This window comes from Corynebacterium sp. HMSC034B08, from assembly GCF_001835805.1.
In the GTDB taxonomy this organism is placed as follows: Bacteria; Actinomycetota; Actinomycetes; order Mycobacteriales; family Mycobacteriaceae; genus Corynebacterium; species Corynebacterium coyleae.
In genome coordinates this window covers 80,291-97,948 of sequence record NZ_KV825972.1, presented here as the reverse complement: position 1 = coordinate 97,948, position 17,658 = coordinate 80,291, and the positions used below count along the sequence as shown (strand labels likewise).

At 56.8% G+C, this 17,658-nt stretch carries 13 protein-coding genes and 1 pseudogene; 7 read left to right on the top strand and 7 right to left on the bottom strand.

Going from position 1 to position 17,658, the window contains the following annotated elements; translation table 11 throughout:
- The first annotated feature begins 167 nt into the window (after positions 1 to 167).
- Positions 168 to 1,808, top strand: coding sequence for an IS21 family transposase (gene istA, locus HMPREF2656_RS10860; RefSeq protein ID WP_083319527.1), 1,641 nt, complete (start codon positions 168 to 170; stop codon positions 1,806 to 1,808).
- A gap of 3 nt (positions 1,809 to 1,811) precedes the next feature.
- Entirely contained in the window at positions 1,812 to 2,579 is a 768-nt protein-coding gene (locus HMPREF2656_RS10855; protein WP_070816764.1) for an ATP-binding protein, read from the top strand.
- 95 nt (positions 2,580 to 2,674) lie between these two features.
- On the opposite strand, the pseudogene HMPREF2656_RS12910 reads toward HMPREF2656_RS10855, so the two are convergent.
- Positions 2,675 to 2,845, bottom strand: a pseudogene (locus HMPREF2656_RS12910) (IS256 family transposase); the annotation flags it as partial.
- On the opposite strand from HMPREF2656_RS12910, the gene HMPREF2656_RS13660 reads away from it, so the two are divergent.
- The 5 genes from HMPREF2656_RS13660 to HMPREF2656_RS13655 all read left to right on the top strand — a co-directional run bounded on the left by HMPREF2656_RS13660 (position 2,819) and on the right by HMPREF2656_RS13655 (position 11,784).
- Positions 2,819 to 3,619: an Abi family protein gene (locus HMPREF2656_RS13660; RefSeq protein ID WP_083319526.1), complete on the top strand. Its 801-nt coding sequence runs from the start codon at positions 2,819 to 2,821 to the stop codon at positions 3,617 to 3,619. The pseudogene HMPREF2656_RS12910 and the gene HMPREF2656_RS13660 sit on opposite strands and share 27 nt — an antisense overlap.
- Positions 3,620 to 3,657: 38 nt before the next feature.
- Positions 3,658 to 4,017, top strand: a complete 360-nt coding sequence (locus HMPREF2656_RS10845) for a hypothetical protein (protein WP_070816762.1) — start codon at positions 3,658 to 3,660, stop codon at positions 4,015 to 4,017.
- Positions 4,018 to 4,335: 318 nt separating this feature from the next.
- Positions 4,336 to 7,218: a DEAD/DEAH box helicase gene (locus tag HMPREF2656_RS10840; RefSeq protein WP_070816761.1), complete on the top strand. Its 2,883-nt coding sequence runs from the start codon at positions 4,336 to 4,338 to the stop codon at positions 7,216 to 7,218.
- Positions 7,219 to 7,222: 4 nt separating this feature from the next.
- Complete coding sequence (locus tag HMPREF2656_RS10835) at positions 7,223 to 11,362, top strand: DNA methyltransferase (protein WP_371440667.1); 4,140 nt, start codon at positions 7,223 to 7,225, stop codon at positions 11,360 to 11,362.
- Between the two features lie 41 nt (positions 11,363 to 11,403).
- Positions 11,404 to 11,784, top strand: coding sequence for an SPRY domain-containing protein (locus HMPREF2656_RS13655; protein WP_371440666.1), 381 nt, complete (start codon positions 11,404 to 11,406; stop codon positions 11,782 to 11,784).
- A gap of 164 nt (positions 11,785 to 11,948) precedes the next feature.
- On the opposite strand, the gene HMPREF2656_RS10830 is transcribed toward HMPREF2656_RS13655, so the two are convergent.
- From HMPREF2656_RS10830 to HMPREF2656_RS10805, 6 genes are all read right to left on the bottom strand, one after another.
- Entirely contained in the window at positions 11,949 to 12,911 is a 963-nt protein-coding gene (locus tag HMPREF2656_RS10830; RefSeq protein ID WP_070816760.1) for a C-terminal binding protein, read from the bottom strand.
- Between the two features lie 3 nt (positions 12,912 to 12,914).
- The gene (locus tag HMPREF2656_RS10825; RefSeq protein ID WP_070816759.1) at positions 12,915 to 13,667 is read right to left on the bottom strand and encodes an HpcH/HpaI aldolase family protein; all 753 of its coding nucleotides are present in this window, start codon (positions 13,665 to 13,667) and stop codon (positions 12,915 to 12,917) included.
- A gap of 12 nt (positions 13,668 to 13,679) precedes the next feature.
- Positions 13,680 to 14,948 carry a TRAP transporter large permease gene (locus tag HMPREF2656_RS10820; RefSeq protein ID WP_070816758.1) on the bottom strand — a complete coding sequence of 423 codons (1,269 nt, stop codon included), beginning with the start codon at positions 14,946 to 14,948 and terminating at the stop codon, positions 13,680 to 13,682.
- 3 nt (positions 14,949 to 14,951) lie between these two features.
- The gene (locus HMPREF2656_RS10815; protein ID WP_070816757.1) at positions 14,952 to 15,512 is read right to left on the bottom strand and encodes a TRAP transporter small permease; all 561 of its coding nucleotides are present in this window, start codon (positions 15,510 to 15,512) and stop codon (positions 14,952 to 14,954) included.
- Positions 15,509 to 16,591 carry a substrate-binding domain-containing protein gene (locus HMPREF2656_RS10810; protein ID WP_083319525.1) on the bottom strand — a complete coding sequence of 361 codons (1,083 nt, stop codon included), beginning with the start codon at positions 16,589 to 16,591 and terminating at the stop codon, positions 15,509 to 15,511. Before HMPREF2656_RS10810 ends, HMPREF2656_RS10815 begins: the two co-directional genes overlap by 4 nt.
- Positions 16,592 to 16,686: 95 nt before the next feature.
- Positions 16,687 to 17,547 (bottom strand): fumarylacetoacetate hydrolase family protein, encoded by an 861-nt coding sequence (locus HMPREF2656_RS10805; protein ID WP_246825162.1) that lies wholly within the window; start codon positions 17,545 to 17,547, stop codon positions 16,687 to 16,689.
- Positions 17,548 to 17,658 lie beyond the last annotated feature (111 nt).

The following is a 17,658-nucleotide window of genomic DNA, read 5'->3' as shown; positions in this document are numbered from 1 at the left end:
CGATCGCCGCAAGACTGGTCCCGGTGGTCAGGTGTTGCGCGGTCGTATCTAGTAACACCGTGGTGAGTATCGAGTAACGCATTGGTGAGCATCCAGTAACGGTCCGGGGGAGGATTCTGGTGACCGCGTGACTTCAGGGCACGCGGCGTTACCAGAGGAGTCTGATTGTGACTGACTACCGGGCGGTAATGGATCAAGTGCTCAAAGGCTGGTCTGTCCGCCAAATCTGTTCGAGTCTGCGGTGCTCGCACACCACGGTGCAAAAAGCACGCGATGCGCTTGTGGAACACAACATCACAACGCGTGAGCAACTTCGTGGGGTTGCAGATCATGAGCTAGCGGACTGGTTCGTCGACGGGCGCAGCCATGCTCAGGGCGATTTCGTTCCGATCGATTTCGACGCTGTCGCCAAGGCGCGCACCGGGCGCAACAAGGTGACTTTGCAGGTGCTGTGGAGCCGCTACACCGCGCAGCCTGCGGGGCTGGGCCAGCGGTATTACAGCTACGAGCGGTTTCGCCAGCTTGTAGCCCAACACGTTGATACAACTGGGCTGACCGCCAGGATCACCCATGCCCCAGGCCATACGATGCAGGTGGACTGGGCCGGCACGAAGATGCGACTGTTTGACCCCACCGGTGGGCAAGGCTCGAAGGTCAGTATCTTCGTCGCCTCGCTGCCGTACTCGGGCATGGTATTCGCCTGCGCGTGCGCTAATGAGCGCCAAGACGCGTGGCTTACAGCCCATATACGCGCGTTCGAGTACTTCGGCGGGGTCGCCGAGGTCATCGTGCCAGATAACGCCTCGACAGCCTCGAACGCGATCAGTGCTACGGACAGGAATCGCCGGGTCAACTCCACCTACGAGGAGTTTTTGGAGCACTACAACACCGCCGCGTTGCCGGCTCGTGCAAAACGGCCCAAAGACAAAGCCAGCGTCGAAGCCGCAGTCAAGATCGTCACCCAGAACGTCATCCACGCACTCGATGGCCACCAATGCGTCGGGATAGACGAGCTCAACACAAAAATCACCACCCTGGTCGATAGGATCAACGCTGCCGAACCGTTTCGCGGCAATGCGACGAGCAGGCGCGCATTGTTTGATCAGTTCGAACGCGACGTGCTTACCGCGCTACCGGCAACACCGTGGCAGCGTACCGAATGGAAACGCGCCAAAGTCGCACCCAATTTCCACATCAGAGTGCACAACGCGCATTACTCGGTACCCCACCTACTGGTGGGCCGCACCGTGGATGTGCGTATCACCGGTGACAGCCTTGCCGTCTTCGACGCCGGGCAGCGTGTGGCCACCCACCGACTCGCGCGTGCCCGCGGGGTGTATGTCACCGACACTGACCACATACCGGCGAACATAAGTGACACCCGTGGGTTGTGGACAAGCGAGTACTTCCTGCGCGAAGCCGCCAAAATCGGGCCGGCCACCCGCCAAGTGATCTCCGAGCTCATCGAAGCCAAGGCGATCCCTGCCCAGGCGTACCAAGCGTGCCGCAACGTACTCAACATGGGCAAACACAGCAACAAGCCAATCCTCGAGGAAGCCTGCCGGCGTTTGGTATCCGCCGACGGCGCCAGGCGTGCTGTGTCGTATACCGCGGTGAAAAACATGATGGCCGCAGTGCGCAAAGACACCTCCACACGCCCCACAGGCACCGATGTAGCAACCATCCAGTCAACCGGCAGGCTCGCTGACGGTGCGCCTGCCCCCGCATCCCGTGACACACGCGGCGCCTACCTCGGTGGTGCTGCCCAGTTCAGCCTCGACAACCTCACCAAGAAAGGATCTGCATAACCCATGCCCCACCCACAGCCAGCATCAGCATCCGCCCGCTTCCTCGACGAATCAGTCCTGCCGATCTTTACCGATCTACGCATGACCGCCTTCGGACAAAGCGTCATCGACATCGCCGCCGATCCCGCATTCGACGATTGGAGCTTCTCCGACAAAGTGCTCTATGCACTCGATAAAGAGGTAGCGGCCAAGCGTGAGAGGCGAGTCAACAAACTGCTCAAAGCATCCCGATCGCCAAATCCCGATGCTTGCATCGAAGACATCACCTACACACCCGGCCGCACCATCAACAAGGAGCAAATCACCCGACTCGCTCACTGCCAATGGTGCCAAAGCGCACAAAACATTGTCATCCTGGGCAAATCCTCCGTCGGAAAAACCTACCTCGCCCAAGCACTGCTCACCGCAGCGTGCAGAAACGACTACTCCGCGCGCTTCTTCCGCACCGACACACTCGCCAACCACCTCGCCGTGCTCAAACACGACGACCCAGCCCGCATCACATTCCTCGAAGACCTACACAACACAGACGTGTTAGTCCTCGACGACTTCCTCACCACCCCAATCGATGCCGCCACCGCACACCAACTGCTCAACATCCTTGCAGAACGCGAACCCCGTGGATCAACCATCGTGACATCCCAATTCACACCCGACGAGTGGTACAAATCCATCCCCGACGCCGTCATCGCCGAATCAATACTCAACCGACTTGTCGCCGGCGCCGAAATCATCACACTCGAAGGCACCAACATGCGACTGACCCAATAACCCCACCGAAACCCCAAAACGCCCAGGTGTTACTCGATACTCACCCGGGCGTTACCCGATACTCACCACAGTGTTACTAAATACGTGGTCTAAACAGTCAGGTGCTGGATGAACGCACGAAATAGGGCTGCGTTGGTGATATCGCTGCGCTGCTTGGTCAGTGAAGCACCGCAGATTTTGCACCGCCACCGGGTCGTCCCGTTGCTGGTGGTGCCGTTTCGTTTCATATCGCCGCCACAATGGCAGCGTGGTCGGTTCTTTGGCATTGGGCAACCGAACCACCGCTCCGTAGCACACCATGGCAGCCACACCGGGGATTTTCGCAAGAGAGGGCCAATATATGCTTTTGGAGCATATATTTTCCGCAAACGCGGAGTTCAGAGCATGAAAATCAACGATTCCGGACACACATTTTGTCGCTTAACCCTGAAGTGCTGAACGCCTACCGGCAAAGCAAGTACGCGAAGCCATATTTTTTCATTGATGATCAGCTTGCAAAGCTCCGGACCCATGGCTTGGTAATTCAAAACAGCGAAGCAGCCAGATCGATGCTGAGGGAATGTGGCTACTTTCGATTTACGGGGTACGCCTACTATTTCAAACAGGATGACGATTTCCCGCCCGGAACAACGTTCGGTCAGATCGCTAACCTTTACAAGTTTGACGAGTCGGTGAGGAAAAAATTCGTAGAGGGCCTCGAAATGATTGAGGTGTGGCTGAGGAGTCAGCTGAGCAATCGCCTCGGGTTCTACCATCCATTTGCGCACCGAATTCCCGCCTATCTTCGTAAAGATTCATCCATTTGGACAGCGGGCTCGCTATCGATCAAACAGTCGAAACATATTGGGTGGATCGCTGACTACTCCCGCGAAGAACGGCGCAGCCAAAGTGACTTTGTTCAGCACTTCCGTCGCAAATATGGTCCTCACCTTCCTGTTTGGGCAGCAACGTATGTGCACACTATGGGCGAGTCTGGAACAAGGTCTTTGATACCTTACTGGCCGCACCAAAAGATCATATCCAGGAGCTTTCTCACCTGAAGGGGCTTCCTCATAAGCCCTATAAGACTATTGCTGCTATGAGGTTCCTCTTCGCGCGAATCTACCCGGGTTCTTCCTGGTCGGAAGAAATGGTTAACCTGTTGCAGAGCTTTGTGCGGAGATCCGGCATCCCCCTAGTTGCGATGGGGTTTCCCGAGGGTTGGGATGAGGAGCTGATCTGGCGCAGAAATTATGAGCCCGACCTGCACGATTATAAGGTGATTGACCACATTAACCAGATTGAGTGCATAACCCAGCCAAAGCTCTTGGAAACTTTTCACCCTGAACGCGACGAGCGAGGAAGAAAAGATTTGCTTAGGTATTTGGTAAAGAACAAGGGGGTATTTCTCCACGAGACTGGAGAAACGAAATACTATCCGACCTTTTCAGTTCAATGAGAGGCTCAGCGATGTTGACCCCAATGTGGGGAATGTAAATGAGGTGCTCATCGGTAAGTTCGCTGGAAGGAAACCTGTCGCTCAAGCGGTTCAGCAATGGTGGGTAACCGGAGATCTCGGACCGAGCACAGAATGCGCTCCGATAACGGAGGTGAAGAGACGCCCGGATCTTGTACTTCAAAGAGCGAAGCGCCTAACCCCCTTCGAATCCGGTTCATAGGCAATTGCGTTGTAAGGGGGAGCAGGCCACGCGCCTTCATCGAACACCCGCACGCCCAACCTCCCCCTGTCTCGCGCGGGCCGGATACGCTGCTACGTATGTCTTCGCCCGCACAGGACGCCACACAATCTCAACGCAATGCGCACACCTTCGCCCCCGGCCTCATGGTCAAGGTTCGCGATGAGTTGTGGCTGATTACCAACGTCGCTCAGTCCGTGGACGGTTATCTACTCAAGGTCCGTGGCCTGTCTGATTACGTCCGTGACACCACGGCAAGTTTCTACACCGCGCTCGACGACGTGGAGGTGTTCGATCCCGCCAAGGTAGAGGTCGTCGCCGACCACTCCCCCGGTTACCGCACGACGCGCCTGTGGCTCGAGACCACGCTGCGTCAGACGCCGGTACCGCTCTACCAAGATCGCCTCTCGGTGGCGGAGGGCATGCTGATGGATCCACTCGACTATCAGCTTTCTGCAGTGCGCAAGGCGCTTAGCGACGACAACCTGCGTCCACGTATCCTCATCGCCGATGCCGTGGGCCTGGGCAAGACGCTCGAGATCGGCATGATCCTCGCGGAGCTGATCCGCCGCGGGCGTGGCGAACGCATTCTCGTCGTCACCCCGAAGCACATCATGGAGCAGTTCCAGCAGGAGATGTGGTCGCGTTTTGCTATCCCGCTGGTCAGGTTGGACTCGGCCGGTATTCAGCGGGTGCAGCGGATCCTGCCGGCGAGCCGGAATCCGTTTACGTATTTTCCGCGCGTGATCGTCTCGATGGACACGCTGAAGAGCGGTAAGTATCGCGCGATGTTGGAGAAGGTGCGTTGGGATGCGGTGGTGATCGACGAGATCCATAACGCCACCAACGTGGGCACGCAGAACAACGAGCTCGCTCGCACGCTCGCGCCGACGACGGAGGCGCTCCTGCTGGCCTCGGCAACACCGCACAATGGTGACCCGGAGAGTTTCAAGGAGATCCTGCGTCTGCTGGATCCGACCTCCGTGATGCCCGACGGCACGATCGACGCCGAGGCCGTCTCCCGTCTTCTCATCCGTCGCCACCGTCATAGCGACGAGGTGGACAGTGTGGTTGGCGAGAAATGGGCGGAGCGCAAGGACCCCATCAACCGCCCGGTGGAGGCGTCCGCAGAGGAGAACGCCGTGGCCGCAGAGTTGGAGCAGACCTGGATCCACCCAGAAGCCGCCAACACCAATCCGGCGAAGGACCGTCTGTTCCCGTGGACGTTGGTCAAGGCGTTCCTTTCCTCCCCAGCTGCGCTCGGGGAGACCATCGACAACCGTCTCAAACGCGTCCCGCAGTCGGACACGAACCAGCGTCAGGCCCTCGAGCACCTCCAAACGCTCAACGCGAAGGTCACCCGTCAAAACTCCAACAAGTACGCCACGCTGGTGAACTACCTGCAGGACATCGGCGTGGGCAAAGGCAAGAAGACTCGCGCGGTGGTGTTCTCGGAGCGCGTGGCCACGTTGCATTGGCTTAAGGAGAACCTGACCAAGGATCTGAAGATGCCGGCTGGCGCTGTGGAGGTCATGCACGGTGGGCTGTCGGACGAGGAGCAGATGCGGCTTGTCGACGAATTCAAGCGCACCGATTCCAAACTTCGCATCCTTATCACGGGTGACGTGGCGTCGGAGGGCGTGAACCTCCACACCCTGTGCCACAACTTGGTGCACTACGACATTCCGTGGTCGCTGATCCGTATTCAGCAGCGCAACGGCCGCATCGACCGGTACGGCCAGACGGAACCGCCGCAGATCGCAGCATTGCTGCTGGATACGAAGCAGGGCGGCTACGTGGGTGAGCTGCATGTGCTGTCCAAGTTGATCAATCGTGAGAACGAGGCGCATGCGTTGCTTGGCGACGTCGGCTCGCTCATCGGCAAGCATTCCGTCTCCGGCGAGGAGGACGAGATCCGCCGGGTGATCCAGAACCAGGTGCAGTTTGATGATGTGGTGAAGACCCCGGACCAGATCGCCACCGAGCAGGCCCAGAGCGAGGAAGACCTGATCGACCAGTTGCTGGCGGGCTTCGGCCTCGAGGCCGACAACACCGACGAAACCAACAACGCCGAAGACTCCACCCACACCGAGAGCCTCTATCCCTCCGAAATCGCCTACCTGGAGGACGCACTGAATGAGGCGTTTTACTCCGCCCCGGAGCGCTCCCTCACTGCCGGTGGCGTGAGTTTCCAGTTCCACAGCAATGGCGTGGCGGAGTTGGAGCCGCCGGAAGATCTGCGCCGCCGCTTGGATGTGCTGCCGCAGGATTACCTGGCGGACCGCAAGGTGCGGGAGCGGTTCCAGTTGGCCACGAACACCACGGTGGGCAACGAGGTGATGCGTCGCGCGCGTACGGGCCAGGATGGGTCCACGTGGCCGAAGGCCCACTTCCTCGGGCCGTTGCACCCGGTGACGGATTGGGCGACGGATCGTGCGCTTGCGCAGTTGAGCGCCGGCGAGATCACCGCCATCGAAGGCGACGTACCAACTCCTACGGTGCTGCTCATGGGCACGCTGACCAACAAGCGCGGCCAGGTGGTCTCACGCGCGTTTGTCACGGTCATGGATGGTTTCCTCGCGCAGACAATCGAGGACCCGTACGCCTGGCTGCGCAACATCGGTCTGACGGAGAAGGCCATCAACCCGGGCACGCTCACGGTCCCCCAAGACGCGAAGGATCTCATTGAGCGTTCCGTCGAGGTGGCGAAGAACCAGTTGCAGCCGATGATGAAGGCGGCACGCGACCACGCGCACACCCGCATTGATCACTGGTCGGATCGTGCGCACGCGTGGGAATCATCCAAGGAGGGCGTCCAGCAGACGTTGCGTGTTGGTCGTTCGGCGGGCTTGATTGCGCAGGAGAAGGCACTGATTGCTTCGCTTGAGCCGGATCGGGAGTTGATCCGCCCGCTCGTCCTTGTCCTACCCGCCAACCAGCCCAACCACACCGAGGAGGCGTAACGCCATGGCCACGTTCGATTCTCTGATCAACGTCGATGAGTGGATTAGTGATCACTACTTCACCACCGATGAGACGAAGGGCGAGTCCTTCACCAAACGCGTTAAGGCGCGCACGAAGGAGTGGGCGGCGTTGGAGGATGAGACGGGCAGTCTCTCTCCGGTGAAGCGGTTCCAGCAGTTGCGTGGCGGGTTGCAGTCGGCGTTTGCCACGGATGAGGATCCGGAGGTCACAGCGGGTTTGGTGCGCGAGGCGTTCGGTTACGGCTCCCCCACCACACTGTCGTATGAGCGCGCCGGGGAGGTGCTGTCGTTCCGTGGGTGGCGCGGTAACGCCGGCACGTTGATTGTCGTCGAGGCATTGCTTAGCGACGACACCACGCACGAGGACCTCACCTCCCTGCCCATCACCGGCGGTGTTGCACAGGAGGGCAAAGAGCCGGTGGAGACGAAGGTGTCCAAGCTCATCGGTGATTTGTTCCTCGCTGCGGAACCGCCAGAGTTCGTGGTGGTTGTGGCGGGCCCGTGGGAGCTCGTTGCGGAGCGTGAGTCGTGGCCGTTGGGCCGCTACCTTGCGGTGAACCTGCAGTTGGTGGTGGAGCGCAACGACACGAAGAAGGCCGGCGAGTTGGAGCGCACCGCCGTAATCCTCGCGCGCGAGAACCTCGAGCGCGCCGCCGACGGCACGACGTGGTGGGCGGATACCCGCGAGGAGTCGCTGCAGCACGCGGTGAAGGTATCGGGCGATCTGCGTGACGCGGTGCGTGAGTCGATCGAGATCATCGGCAACGACGTACTCGCACGCCGCCGCGAGCAGCACTTGCCACTCGATGACATCGATGGCAACGAACTGGCACGTCAATCCCTGCGCTACCTGTACCGCATCCTGTTCCTGTTGTTCGCGGAGGCCTCCTCGGAGTTGGCCATCCTGCCCACCGGCGCGCCCGAGTACGTGGAGGGCTACGGCCTGGATCGCTTGCGCGATCAGATTCTCAACCCGCCGGTCACCGACAAAGCCCGCCACGGCACGCATCTTTACGACTCCCTGCAGTTGCTGTTCACCCAGGTCAACGACGGCCACGACCCAGCCGAGTCCCCCAACTACGACCCGGACGCGCAGAACCAAGGCCTGACCTTCCGCAACCTGGACGCGGACCTGTTTAAGAGCGAGGCCACCTCGCTTATCGACAAAGTGAAGCTCTCCAACGAGGCACTGACCCACGTCCTGCAGAACCTGCTGCTTTCTCGCGTATCTGCCGGCAAGGACCGCGGCTTCATCTCCTACGCCACTCTGGGCGTGACCGAACTGGGCCAGGTCTATGAGGGCCTGATGTCGTATCACGGCTTCATTGCCCAGGAGGACCTGTACGAGGTCGCACCGAAGGGCGACGCCTCCAAGGGATCCTGGGTGCTGCCCACCGGAGCCGCAAACACGGTCCCGCAGGACAGCTTTGTCATGGAGACCACCCAGATGGAAGAAGGCGGCACCGCTAAGACGCGCCGCCTGCATCCAGAAGGCTCGTTCGTGTTCCGTCAGTCCAGCCGCGACCGGGAGCGCTCGGCGTCTTTCTATACCCCGCAGGTCCTCACGGAGTTCACCGTTGGCCAGGCCATCGAGGTCCTCCAGGAAGAGGGCCGCATCAACACCGCCGAGGACGTGCTTAGCCTGACCATTTGCGAGCCCGCCATGGGCTCCGGCGCCTTCGCCGTCGAAGCCGTTCGCCAACTCGCGGAGCTCTACCTCAAGCTGCGCGAGACAGAAATGGACAAACAGGTCGAGCCGGAGCAGCGCGCCGTCGAACTTCAAAAGGTCAAAGCTCACATCGCCCTGCACCAGGTGTACGGCGTGGACCTCAACCCCACCGCGGTGGAACTTGCAGAGATTTCCCTGTGGCTCGACACCATGACCAGCCAGTTAAAGGCCCCGTGGTTCGGTCTGCACCTACGCCGCGGCAACTCGCTTGTTGGTACGTTGCGCTCTACGTACTCCACCGCGCAGATGAAAAAGCGCGAGTGGCTCAAGGCAGTGCCGCGCCGAGAGTCGGTGCAGAATCTCGCACAAGCTATCGACGCCTCCGAGCGCGACCACAACGCTGCCGGCCGCATCCACCAGTTCCTGCTGCCTTCCACCACTTGGGGTGCCGCCGCCGATGCGAAGGATCTGAAGAAGCTGGCTAAGGAAGAACAGACCGCCATGAAGGCGTGGCGCAGGTCCGTCACCGGCAAAGCACCAACCAAGGAACAGACCAAGAAACTCGCCGCCCTCGCCGGGCGTGTGGAGTCCCTGTGGGCCATCACGCTGTCCAAGATGCGCATCGCCGAGGAACAGATTCGTCGCGACATCGACATCTGGGGCCGCGAAACCCAACGCACCGCGAAGAACATCCGCCGCGAGCAGATCGAGCGCGAGCTCCTCCACAACGAAGAGGGTGCCTACCTGCGCCTTCGCCTGGTCATGGACGCATGGAACGCACTGACGTTCTGGCCACTGACCGCCACCGAGGAACTGCCGGATTTCGACGAGTGGATCGCTACCCTTACCGACATCCTGGGCAAAGACACCACCTCCCGCGACACCCGCCAAACCCAACTGGGCAAGGGATCAAACTGGGACGAACTGATCGTCATGGAACGCGCCGACATCGAGTTCTCTGGCGCACCGAAGATGGCCACCGTGCTGGAAAATCACCCGTGGCTGAAAACCGTGCAGCAAGTCGCATCCGAGCAAGGCTTCTTCCACTGGGATCTCGACTTTGCCGCCGTCTTCGCCCGCGGCGGATTCGACCTTCAGGTGGGTAACCCGCCATGGGTGCGACCGGATGTCAAGATGGATGATCTCTATGCGGAAATGGATCCATGGTTCGCGTTGGCGCACAAGCCAACCCAAGCCGTGAAGACCGCCCGCAAGGAGCAGTGGGACGCGGATGCGTACATGAGGGACATCGTCTACGGCGGCGTTGGTGACACAGTTGCTACCGCAGCAGTGCTCGGAAACATCCCGGACTATCCACACCTTAAAGACCAACGGCCGGATCTCTACCGCGGTTTCATGGAGCGGACTTGGGGAAATGCCTCGGCTTCCGGAGTTACATCCCTCATTCACCCAGAATCACACTTCACGGAAAAGAAGGCTGCTCCCCTACGACGTGGTGCGTACTTGCGCCTCCGTCACCACTGGCAATTCGTGAACGAACTAGTGCTGTTTGATGTTGATCACCACGTAACTTACGGCGTCCACACTTACTCTGCTGAACAGACTAAACCCCTGTTTAAACATGCTGCTTCGCTCTATCATCCAGCGACAGTTAATGAGTCCTTTTCCCATGATGGTTCGGGCGAGCTTCCTGGGTTGAAAGACAACAACGGTAAATGGGATCTTCGACCACACCGAGATCGCGTACAGACGGTCGATCTCGGAACACTGAAGGTTTGGCACTCGATCCTTGAAGACGATTCGACGCATGTACTCGAATCCAGAATGGTTTATACCGTCAATACTGAAGCAGCCGGGGTATTAGAAAAGCTTGCTGCTGCTCCTCGCTTTCGGGAGCTGGGGTTGCAGTTTTCAAGTGGCTGGAATGAAACCACGGATAAAAAGTCCGGATACTTCGATACCGGTTGGGCGCATCCTGCTTCGTGGGATGACGTCATTATCCAAGGTCCTCACCTCGGCGTAGCGACACCAATGATTAAGCAGCCAAACTCGACGCTGAAGCATAATCAAGACTGGTCGGAAGTTGACCTCGAAGCGATGCCAGGAGGTTTTATACCTGCAACTGCCTATCAACCGGATCGAGACGCCCAACCTGCTTATGATCAGGATTTTCCGTTCTGGGAATTCGCAAAGCGTTCGGCATCTGCTCGAGAGTTCTTTCGCATTGCTTGGCGAGAAATGGCTGCTACAACGGGATATCGGACTCTCTATCCGGCGATCCTCCCTCCAGGGGCTGCTCATGTGCATGCAGTGAATTCGTGTATTGCTAGAACAGCTAGACAAACTGTTGAAGCTGGTTCCCTGATGAGCTCGATTCTTGCGGACTATTTCGTTCGCTCTGCAGGTTCGGCGCACATTTATCCAGCAATTATCCGAGGTTTGCCTTTCGCCGATTCTCGTTTCAGCTATCCGCCGAACGCTACCTTCGGTTGAACTGTCTCACGGAGGCGTACGCGCCTTTGTGGGAGGAGATTATGGGTGAGAAGTGGGGCGTCGATACGCCTTTGCGCAAGGACGAGGAACGGCGAGTGGCGCAGGTTGAGATTGATGCGATTGTGGCGCTGTCTCTGGGTGTGACGGCGGACGAGTTGTGCATGATTTACAGGACTCAGTTCCCGGTGATGCGTCGATACGACCAGGAGGATCGCTTTGATGCGAATGGTCGGAAGGTGCCGAAGGAGATTCTGAAAGCTGACGCGAAATTGAAGGACGGTGCGCAGTTGTCGGAGGCGGAGCGGACGTGGACGCATCCGCAGTCCGGTGTGGAGTACGTGTACGAATACCCGTTCAGACAACTGGACCGCGAGGCGGATATGCGGGAGGCGTACGCAAGGTTTGAGGGGGTTGTGGGGTGAGGCCTCGTCCAACAAGTCGGAATCAAATTGACTCCAATTATCAGGCTAGATTGTGAGTCTCAAACACAAAGGGTTCGGCCCCAGCTTGGCGCTGGGCCGAACCCTTTGGCGTCTGCTAAATCGGTAACGAGGCTTAGGTTCGAACTAGCGTGCTATTCCGTGGATTAACGGTTGACCTGGCACCGCAATGCTTCGCCCTTCAGCGCTCGCCCCATCTCTTCGGCAGCGAATAGCTGGAGATTCGCAAGGGAGCGTTCAGAATAGTAGGCAGCATGTGGTGTGAGAAGAACCCTATCAAGCTGTCGTAGTTTGCTACCGGCCTCTAGTGGTTCGGTCTCAAACACATCCAATGCAAGACCACCCAAACGATTTTCTTCAATTGCTTGGATGGCAGCTTCGGTATCAATGAGTGGGCCGCGAGCGGTGTTGATAAGAACTGCCGAGTTCTTCATGCGAGCAATCGCTTCTGCATTGATGATGTGGTGAGTCGACGGGAAGAGGGGCGCGTGCAATGAGATAGCATCCGATTCAGCGAGGAACTCATCCAGGTCGGCAAGAGTAATATTCGTGCCTTCAAGTGCGTCCTGCGAGACGTAGGGATCGTAAGCAATCACTCGGGCACCAAATGCCTGCACACGACTCGCAACTTTTCGACCAATTTGACCGATTCCGAGTAGGCCAAAGGTCACATCTGACATAGCAGGAATCTTCCCAATTTCTGGAGCAGGGATCCATCCGTCGTCCGAAGCCTTCAGCGCCGAGTCGTACGCTTGCAATCGCCTGATAGATGCTAGCGCAAGCATAACTGTGTGGTCAGCTACCGTATCTGCTCCGTAATCTGGGACGTTGCATACACGGACACCAAGACGGGTGGCGGCATCAACATCGATAGTGTCGTAACCCATTCCGTAACGGATCACTGTGGCGTTCGGTGCAAGCCCCTTAAGCACTTCTTCGGTGATTTGGGCGTAGCAGAGAAGCACTACGTCGGCGCCTTGCGTGATTCTGGCAACTTCCGCTGGATCTTTTACATCATCGTAGACTTCGAACGACGCGTTTGATTCGTTCGCAATTCGACGCTCTTCGATTACATCTCCGAACTCATGGTCGGTAATGACAACTTTCATCGTTTACTCTCCTTTACCCGTCTGAAGATCTTCGATGAAGGCTTTGCGCGCTGCGCCAATATCACTTGACGTGGTAATGAACTTGAAACCCTGCTTCCGGCGTTCAGCTGCAGTCTGGCCGTCGCCCGTGTGAATTCCCGGAATCAAGCCAGCAGCAACGGTCTTGTCCAAGACAAGCTGAATTGCTTCAGTAGTAACAGGTTCCTCGGGGCCAGGTGCAGAACCAAGAGCGTACGCAAGATCCGAAGGACCGATGTATACGCCATCGATTCCCTTAACAGAAAGGATCTCGTCGAGGTTGTTCATCGCCTCGGCCGTTTCGATCATGATGAAAACCAACGGTCGAGCCTCTTCTTCTGGAGCGAAGGCGGTTCCCTCCATTAGCTGCAGCGTAGGTCCCCAGGAGCGCGTACCGCCAGAGGCTGGGTAAGAGAGCGCTGATGCGACGGCTTCGGCTTCCTCCTTTGTCGAAACCAGCGGTACGATTACGGCGTCGACGCCAGCGTCTGCGAGCATTCCAATCTCGGTAAATCGGTTATCGGGAACTCGAGCGACCACCATAGAATCCCCACCCGCACGGACCGCGTTGGAGAGAGGCCACAAGTCGTTCGCTCGAATGAAGCCGTGCTGCATGTCGAGGCAGACGTAGTTAAATCCTGCGTTGGACGCAATGAATGCCAACTCAGTGCTAGCAGACATCAGCCACTGCCCGTGGAAAGTTGCACCTTCGCGGAGTGCTTTCTTCGTGTTTTGCATGGAACTACCTTTCTAGAGGAAAGCCAAAGAGATTGGCGGAATGAAACTGACAAGTAGGCCAACCAAGATGAGTAGGCCAAGCCCTGGGAGAACTGCCCCGAACGCTTTCTCGGAACTTGTTTTTGCGACGTTTGCCGCAATGAACATATTGACTCCCAGGGGTGGGGTGATGAACCCAAGGGACACGATGACGACCACAAGAACGCCAATTTGTACAGGGTCCATTCCTGCGATGGCAAGCACTGGCACAAGGATTGGACTGATGATGGTCACCGCCGCAATAGTTTCCATAAATGTGCCAAGCAGCAGAAGGATTAGATTCGCCATCAGGATGATGACAATGGGGTTTGTAGAGAACCCAGTCAGCGAGTCGACGATGGTTGCAGGGGTATCGGTAATCGCCAAGAAGCGACTAAACACTGCAGCCGCTGCGACGATGATCATGATCGAACTAGTGACCATTGCAGCACTACCGAAAGTTTCGAGAAGATCTCGAAACTTCAATTCGCGGTGGATAAAGCATCCAACGATAACACCGTAAACGACCGCGATGACTGCGGCTTCTGTAGGAGTGAACGCACCCCCGTAGATACCGCCCAGAATAATTACCGGAAGGAGTAGGCCCCAGATCGCGCTGACGAGTGTTTTCCCTCGATCAGGCCAGTCTTTCCGAGCAGTACCCTTCACGGAGTGCTTCCGTGCGTGAAAGATGACCCAAAGTATGAGGACTAGGGCCATTAAAATTCCTGGAATCACGGCTGCGAAGAACAAATCTCCAATACTCGTACCGGTTACGACACCGAATACCACGAGTGGGATCGAAGGTGGGATGACAACTCCGATCGTTCCTGCGGCTGCGATTAGTGCAGCCGAGAATTGCCTCGAATAGCCGAGTTTGATCATTTCTGGGATCATGATTCCGCCGATGGCCGCCACAGTTGCAGGGCCGGATCCTGAAATAGCGGAGAAGAACATAGCAGTGATAACTGCCGCGATACCGACTCCGCCCGGGATGTGTCCGACAAATGCTGAAGCCGCTTCAAAGAGACGACGAGAAATCCCGCCCTTTCCCATAATCAATCCTGAAAGGATAAAGAAAGGAATGGCCATGATCGGGAATGAATCATTTGCCGTGATCATCGTTTGAGCGATCATTGGAGCTGATACGCCTGGATCTAGAATCAACGCAGTCAAGACGCAGGCTGCCAAAATGCAGTATGCGATGGGGACGCCGGCTAACAACAGCAGAAACAAAACTCCGAAGAGTAGAACAAGAGCCATTGTCTAGTCCTCCCTTTCGATACCGAGAAGCTCCTCAGTAGCCCCGTAGGGTTCAGAGAAGGAGCTTTCTTCGTGCTTAAAGATGCGTACCCCAAGTTGGATTGACCGAAGGACCATGATGAGCATCCCTACAGGGAGTGCGGCATAGACCAGCCACATGGGTAATCGCATCGCAGCTGATTGTTGTTGGAGGTCGTATTGGGCGTAAGTGAGCTCGATGCCTTTGACCAAGAGCACCACGTTGATCACTGTACAAATTGCAATGATGAAGATACCCGCAACCGTTCGAGCACCGCCGCTAAGACGATTGACGAACGCATCAACGGCGATCTGCTCTCCGTGAAGGGTAACTGAACCCAGCATGAGGAAGATCAGCCAAATAAAGAGGTATCTCGCTAGCTCCTCGCTCCAGGTAATAGAAGAACCGAGGATAAATCGAGCGAAAACTTGGGCGAACAAAACAATGGTCATGACTGCAAGTACTGCGCCGCCGACCTTCTCTTCGATGGTGACCTTGCGTACCGGCTTGCTGGGCTTAGCTACTGCATTCGAAGCCGTACTCATCCTTGAACCTCTTTCATCACGCTATCGACGATTTCATCGCCAAGGGTGGAACGGACGTAAGGGATTGTGGCTTTTTGCATAGCTTCACGAAGTTCGCTTCGACCCTCGGGGCTCAACTCTTCAACGTGAAGACCTTCTGTCTTCATTTGCTCGAGTGCCTCGAGCTCGTCCTTTGCCGACTCTTTGCGACTGAAGTCAACGGAAGACTTGCCTGCGATTTCTACGACTTCCTGCAAATCAGAAGGGAGGGAGTCGTAGAACTTTTGACTCAGAATCAAGGGATTGACGGAGTAGATATGCTCAGACAAAGTCAGGGTCTTCTGAACTTCGTAGAATCTCTGAGAGTAGATCAGGGTGATCGGATTCTCCTGAGCGTCAATAGTTCCTTGCTGAAGACCTGTATACACTTCGGGGAAAGCCATGGGGGTCGGTGCAGCGCCAGTTCCTCCCCATGCCCGGAGCTGCGCAGGCGTTTCCAGAGTACGAATCTTGACTCCGCGTAGGTCGGTGACTGACTGAACTGAAGCTTTGTTGCTGGTTAGGTTTCTGAAACCACTTTCCCAGTACCCCAAGCCTTTAATTCGTTTAACCGAGAGCTCGTCAAGTAGCCTTTGACCTAGTGGTCCATCGAATACACGGTATGCAGTCGGCTTATCCTTGAACAGGTAGGCGATATCCCAAACACCCATGTTGGGTGAAAAGGAAGAGAGCGGAGCAGTACTTGGGGCAGCTAGTTGGATACTGTCCAGTGCCACGCTTTCTGTAAGCGCGCGATCTCCACCGAAGATGCCGTTTGAAATAACCTTGACTTGAATTCGGCCTTCGCTCAGGAGCTCTGCTTGCTCCTTAAAGTGCATGAAGGCGCGATGCATAAAGTGGCTTTCGGAAGTTGCATGCGCTGCGATTAGGCGGTAGGAATCGCGTTGACCGCTCGACGCGCTTCCGCCACATGCGCTCAGCGTTCCCGCCAACGCTGCCGCACCAATACCTCGCAGAAAACTTCGCCGGCTGAAACTATTGTGCTGCTTTCTTGGGCTACTGCGGGAATTAGCGCCCAAGAAACTCTCTGGGTTGTCCATCTAACCTCCCTCATGATCGGTGGGTGCGAGTTAGCTTAAGGAAGTTCCCAGAGTTTGTTCACCGTTTCAAAGTGATACTTTTAGCAGCTCAGTAGTTATTTTTGGGTCGTATCATTTGTCAAAAATGATACGATTCTTAATCTCGCCAAGACCTTCGATGCTGATACTGATGGTGTCGCCGTCAGCCAAAATGGGTGATCGTTCTTTCCAGCAGCGACCCCTTCGGGGGTTCCTGCAACCAATACGTCGCCTGGCCTAAGGGGGTAAAGCTGTGAAGCATAGGAGACGAGATAGGCAGGCTTGAAAATTACATCGTCTACTTTGTCAAACTGCCGTCGCTCGTCATTCACATAGGTGGCAAGCATTGAGCCTTGCTCGAGATCCCATTCGTCCTTAGTTGTTACCCAAGGGCCGAAGCCAGAGCACTTGTAGAAGGATTTCCCTTGGTGGTACTGGAGAGTGCGGTTTTGGTAGTCCCGCATCGAAAAATCGTTCATGATGGCGTAGCCCGCAATTGCAGAAGCAGCCTCGTCTTCACTGGCTTGGTACACCTCTTTCCCGATGATTATTGCTAATTCACCTTCGTAGTCGCATTCAGACTGTGCATAGGTGGGGATGTTGAGGTCAGCGAAGGGTGCTGCTAGTGCATCGGCGAATTTGATGAAAAATGTCGGGACAGCAGGCTCGCTTAAACCCATTTCAGCAATGTGGCGAGTGTAGTTCAAGCCAACACAAATAATCTTGGCCGGATCGGGGATCGGTGCGCAAAAAGCAGTCAGATCAATGTTTCGCTGAGATCCCGGTTTTGCCTGGAGTGATGGGGTCGGATCCTCGAGGAGAAGGCGAACATTATCATACGGAAGCAGATTGATGTCGGCGTGATCGTCTTTGATTTCATTTACCAGGGCGGCGGAGGTGCGACCCTGGTCCTTCAGATAAACGGTTGCAAGTTTCATGTTCGCAACAGTACTGAAGGGGGTAATGCATTTCGCTGGATTTCGATTGTCGTTCTTTTGGTCTTAACAACAAATGAGTCACAGAGGAATTATGTCGGCCACCCTTTTCCC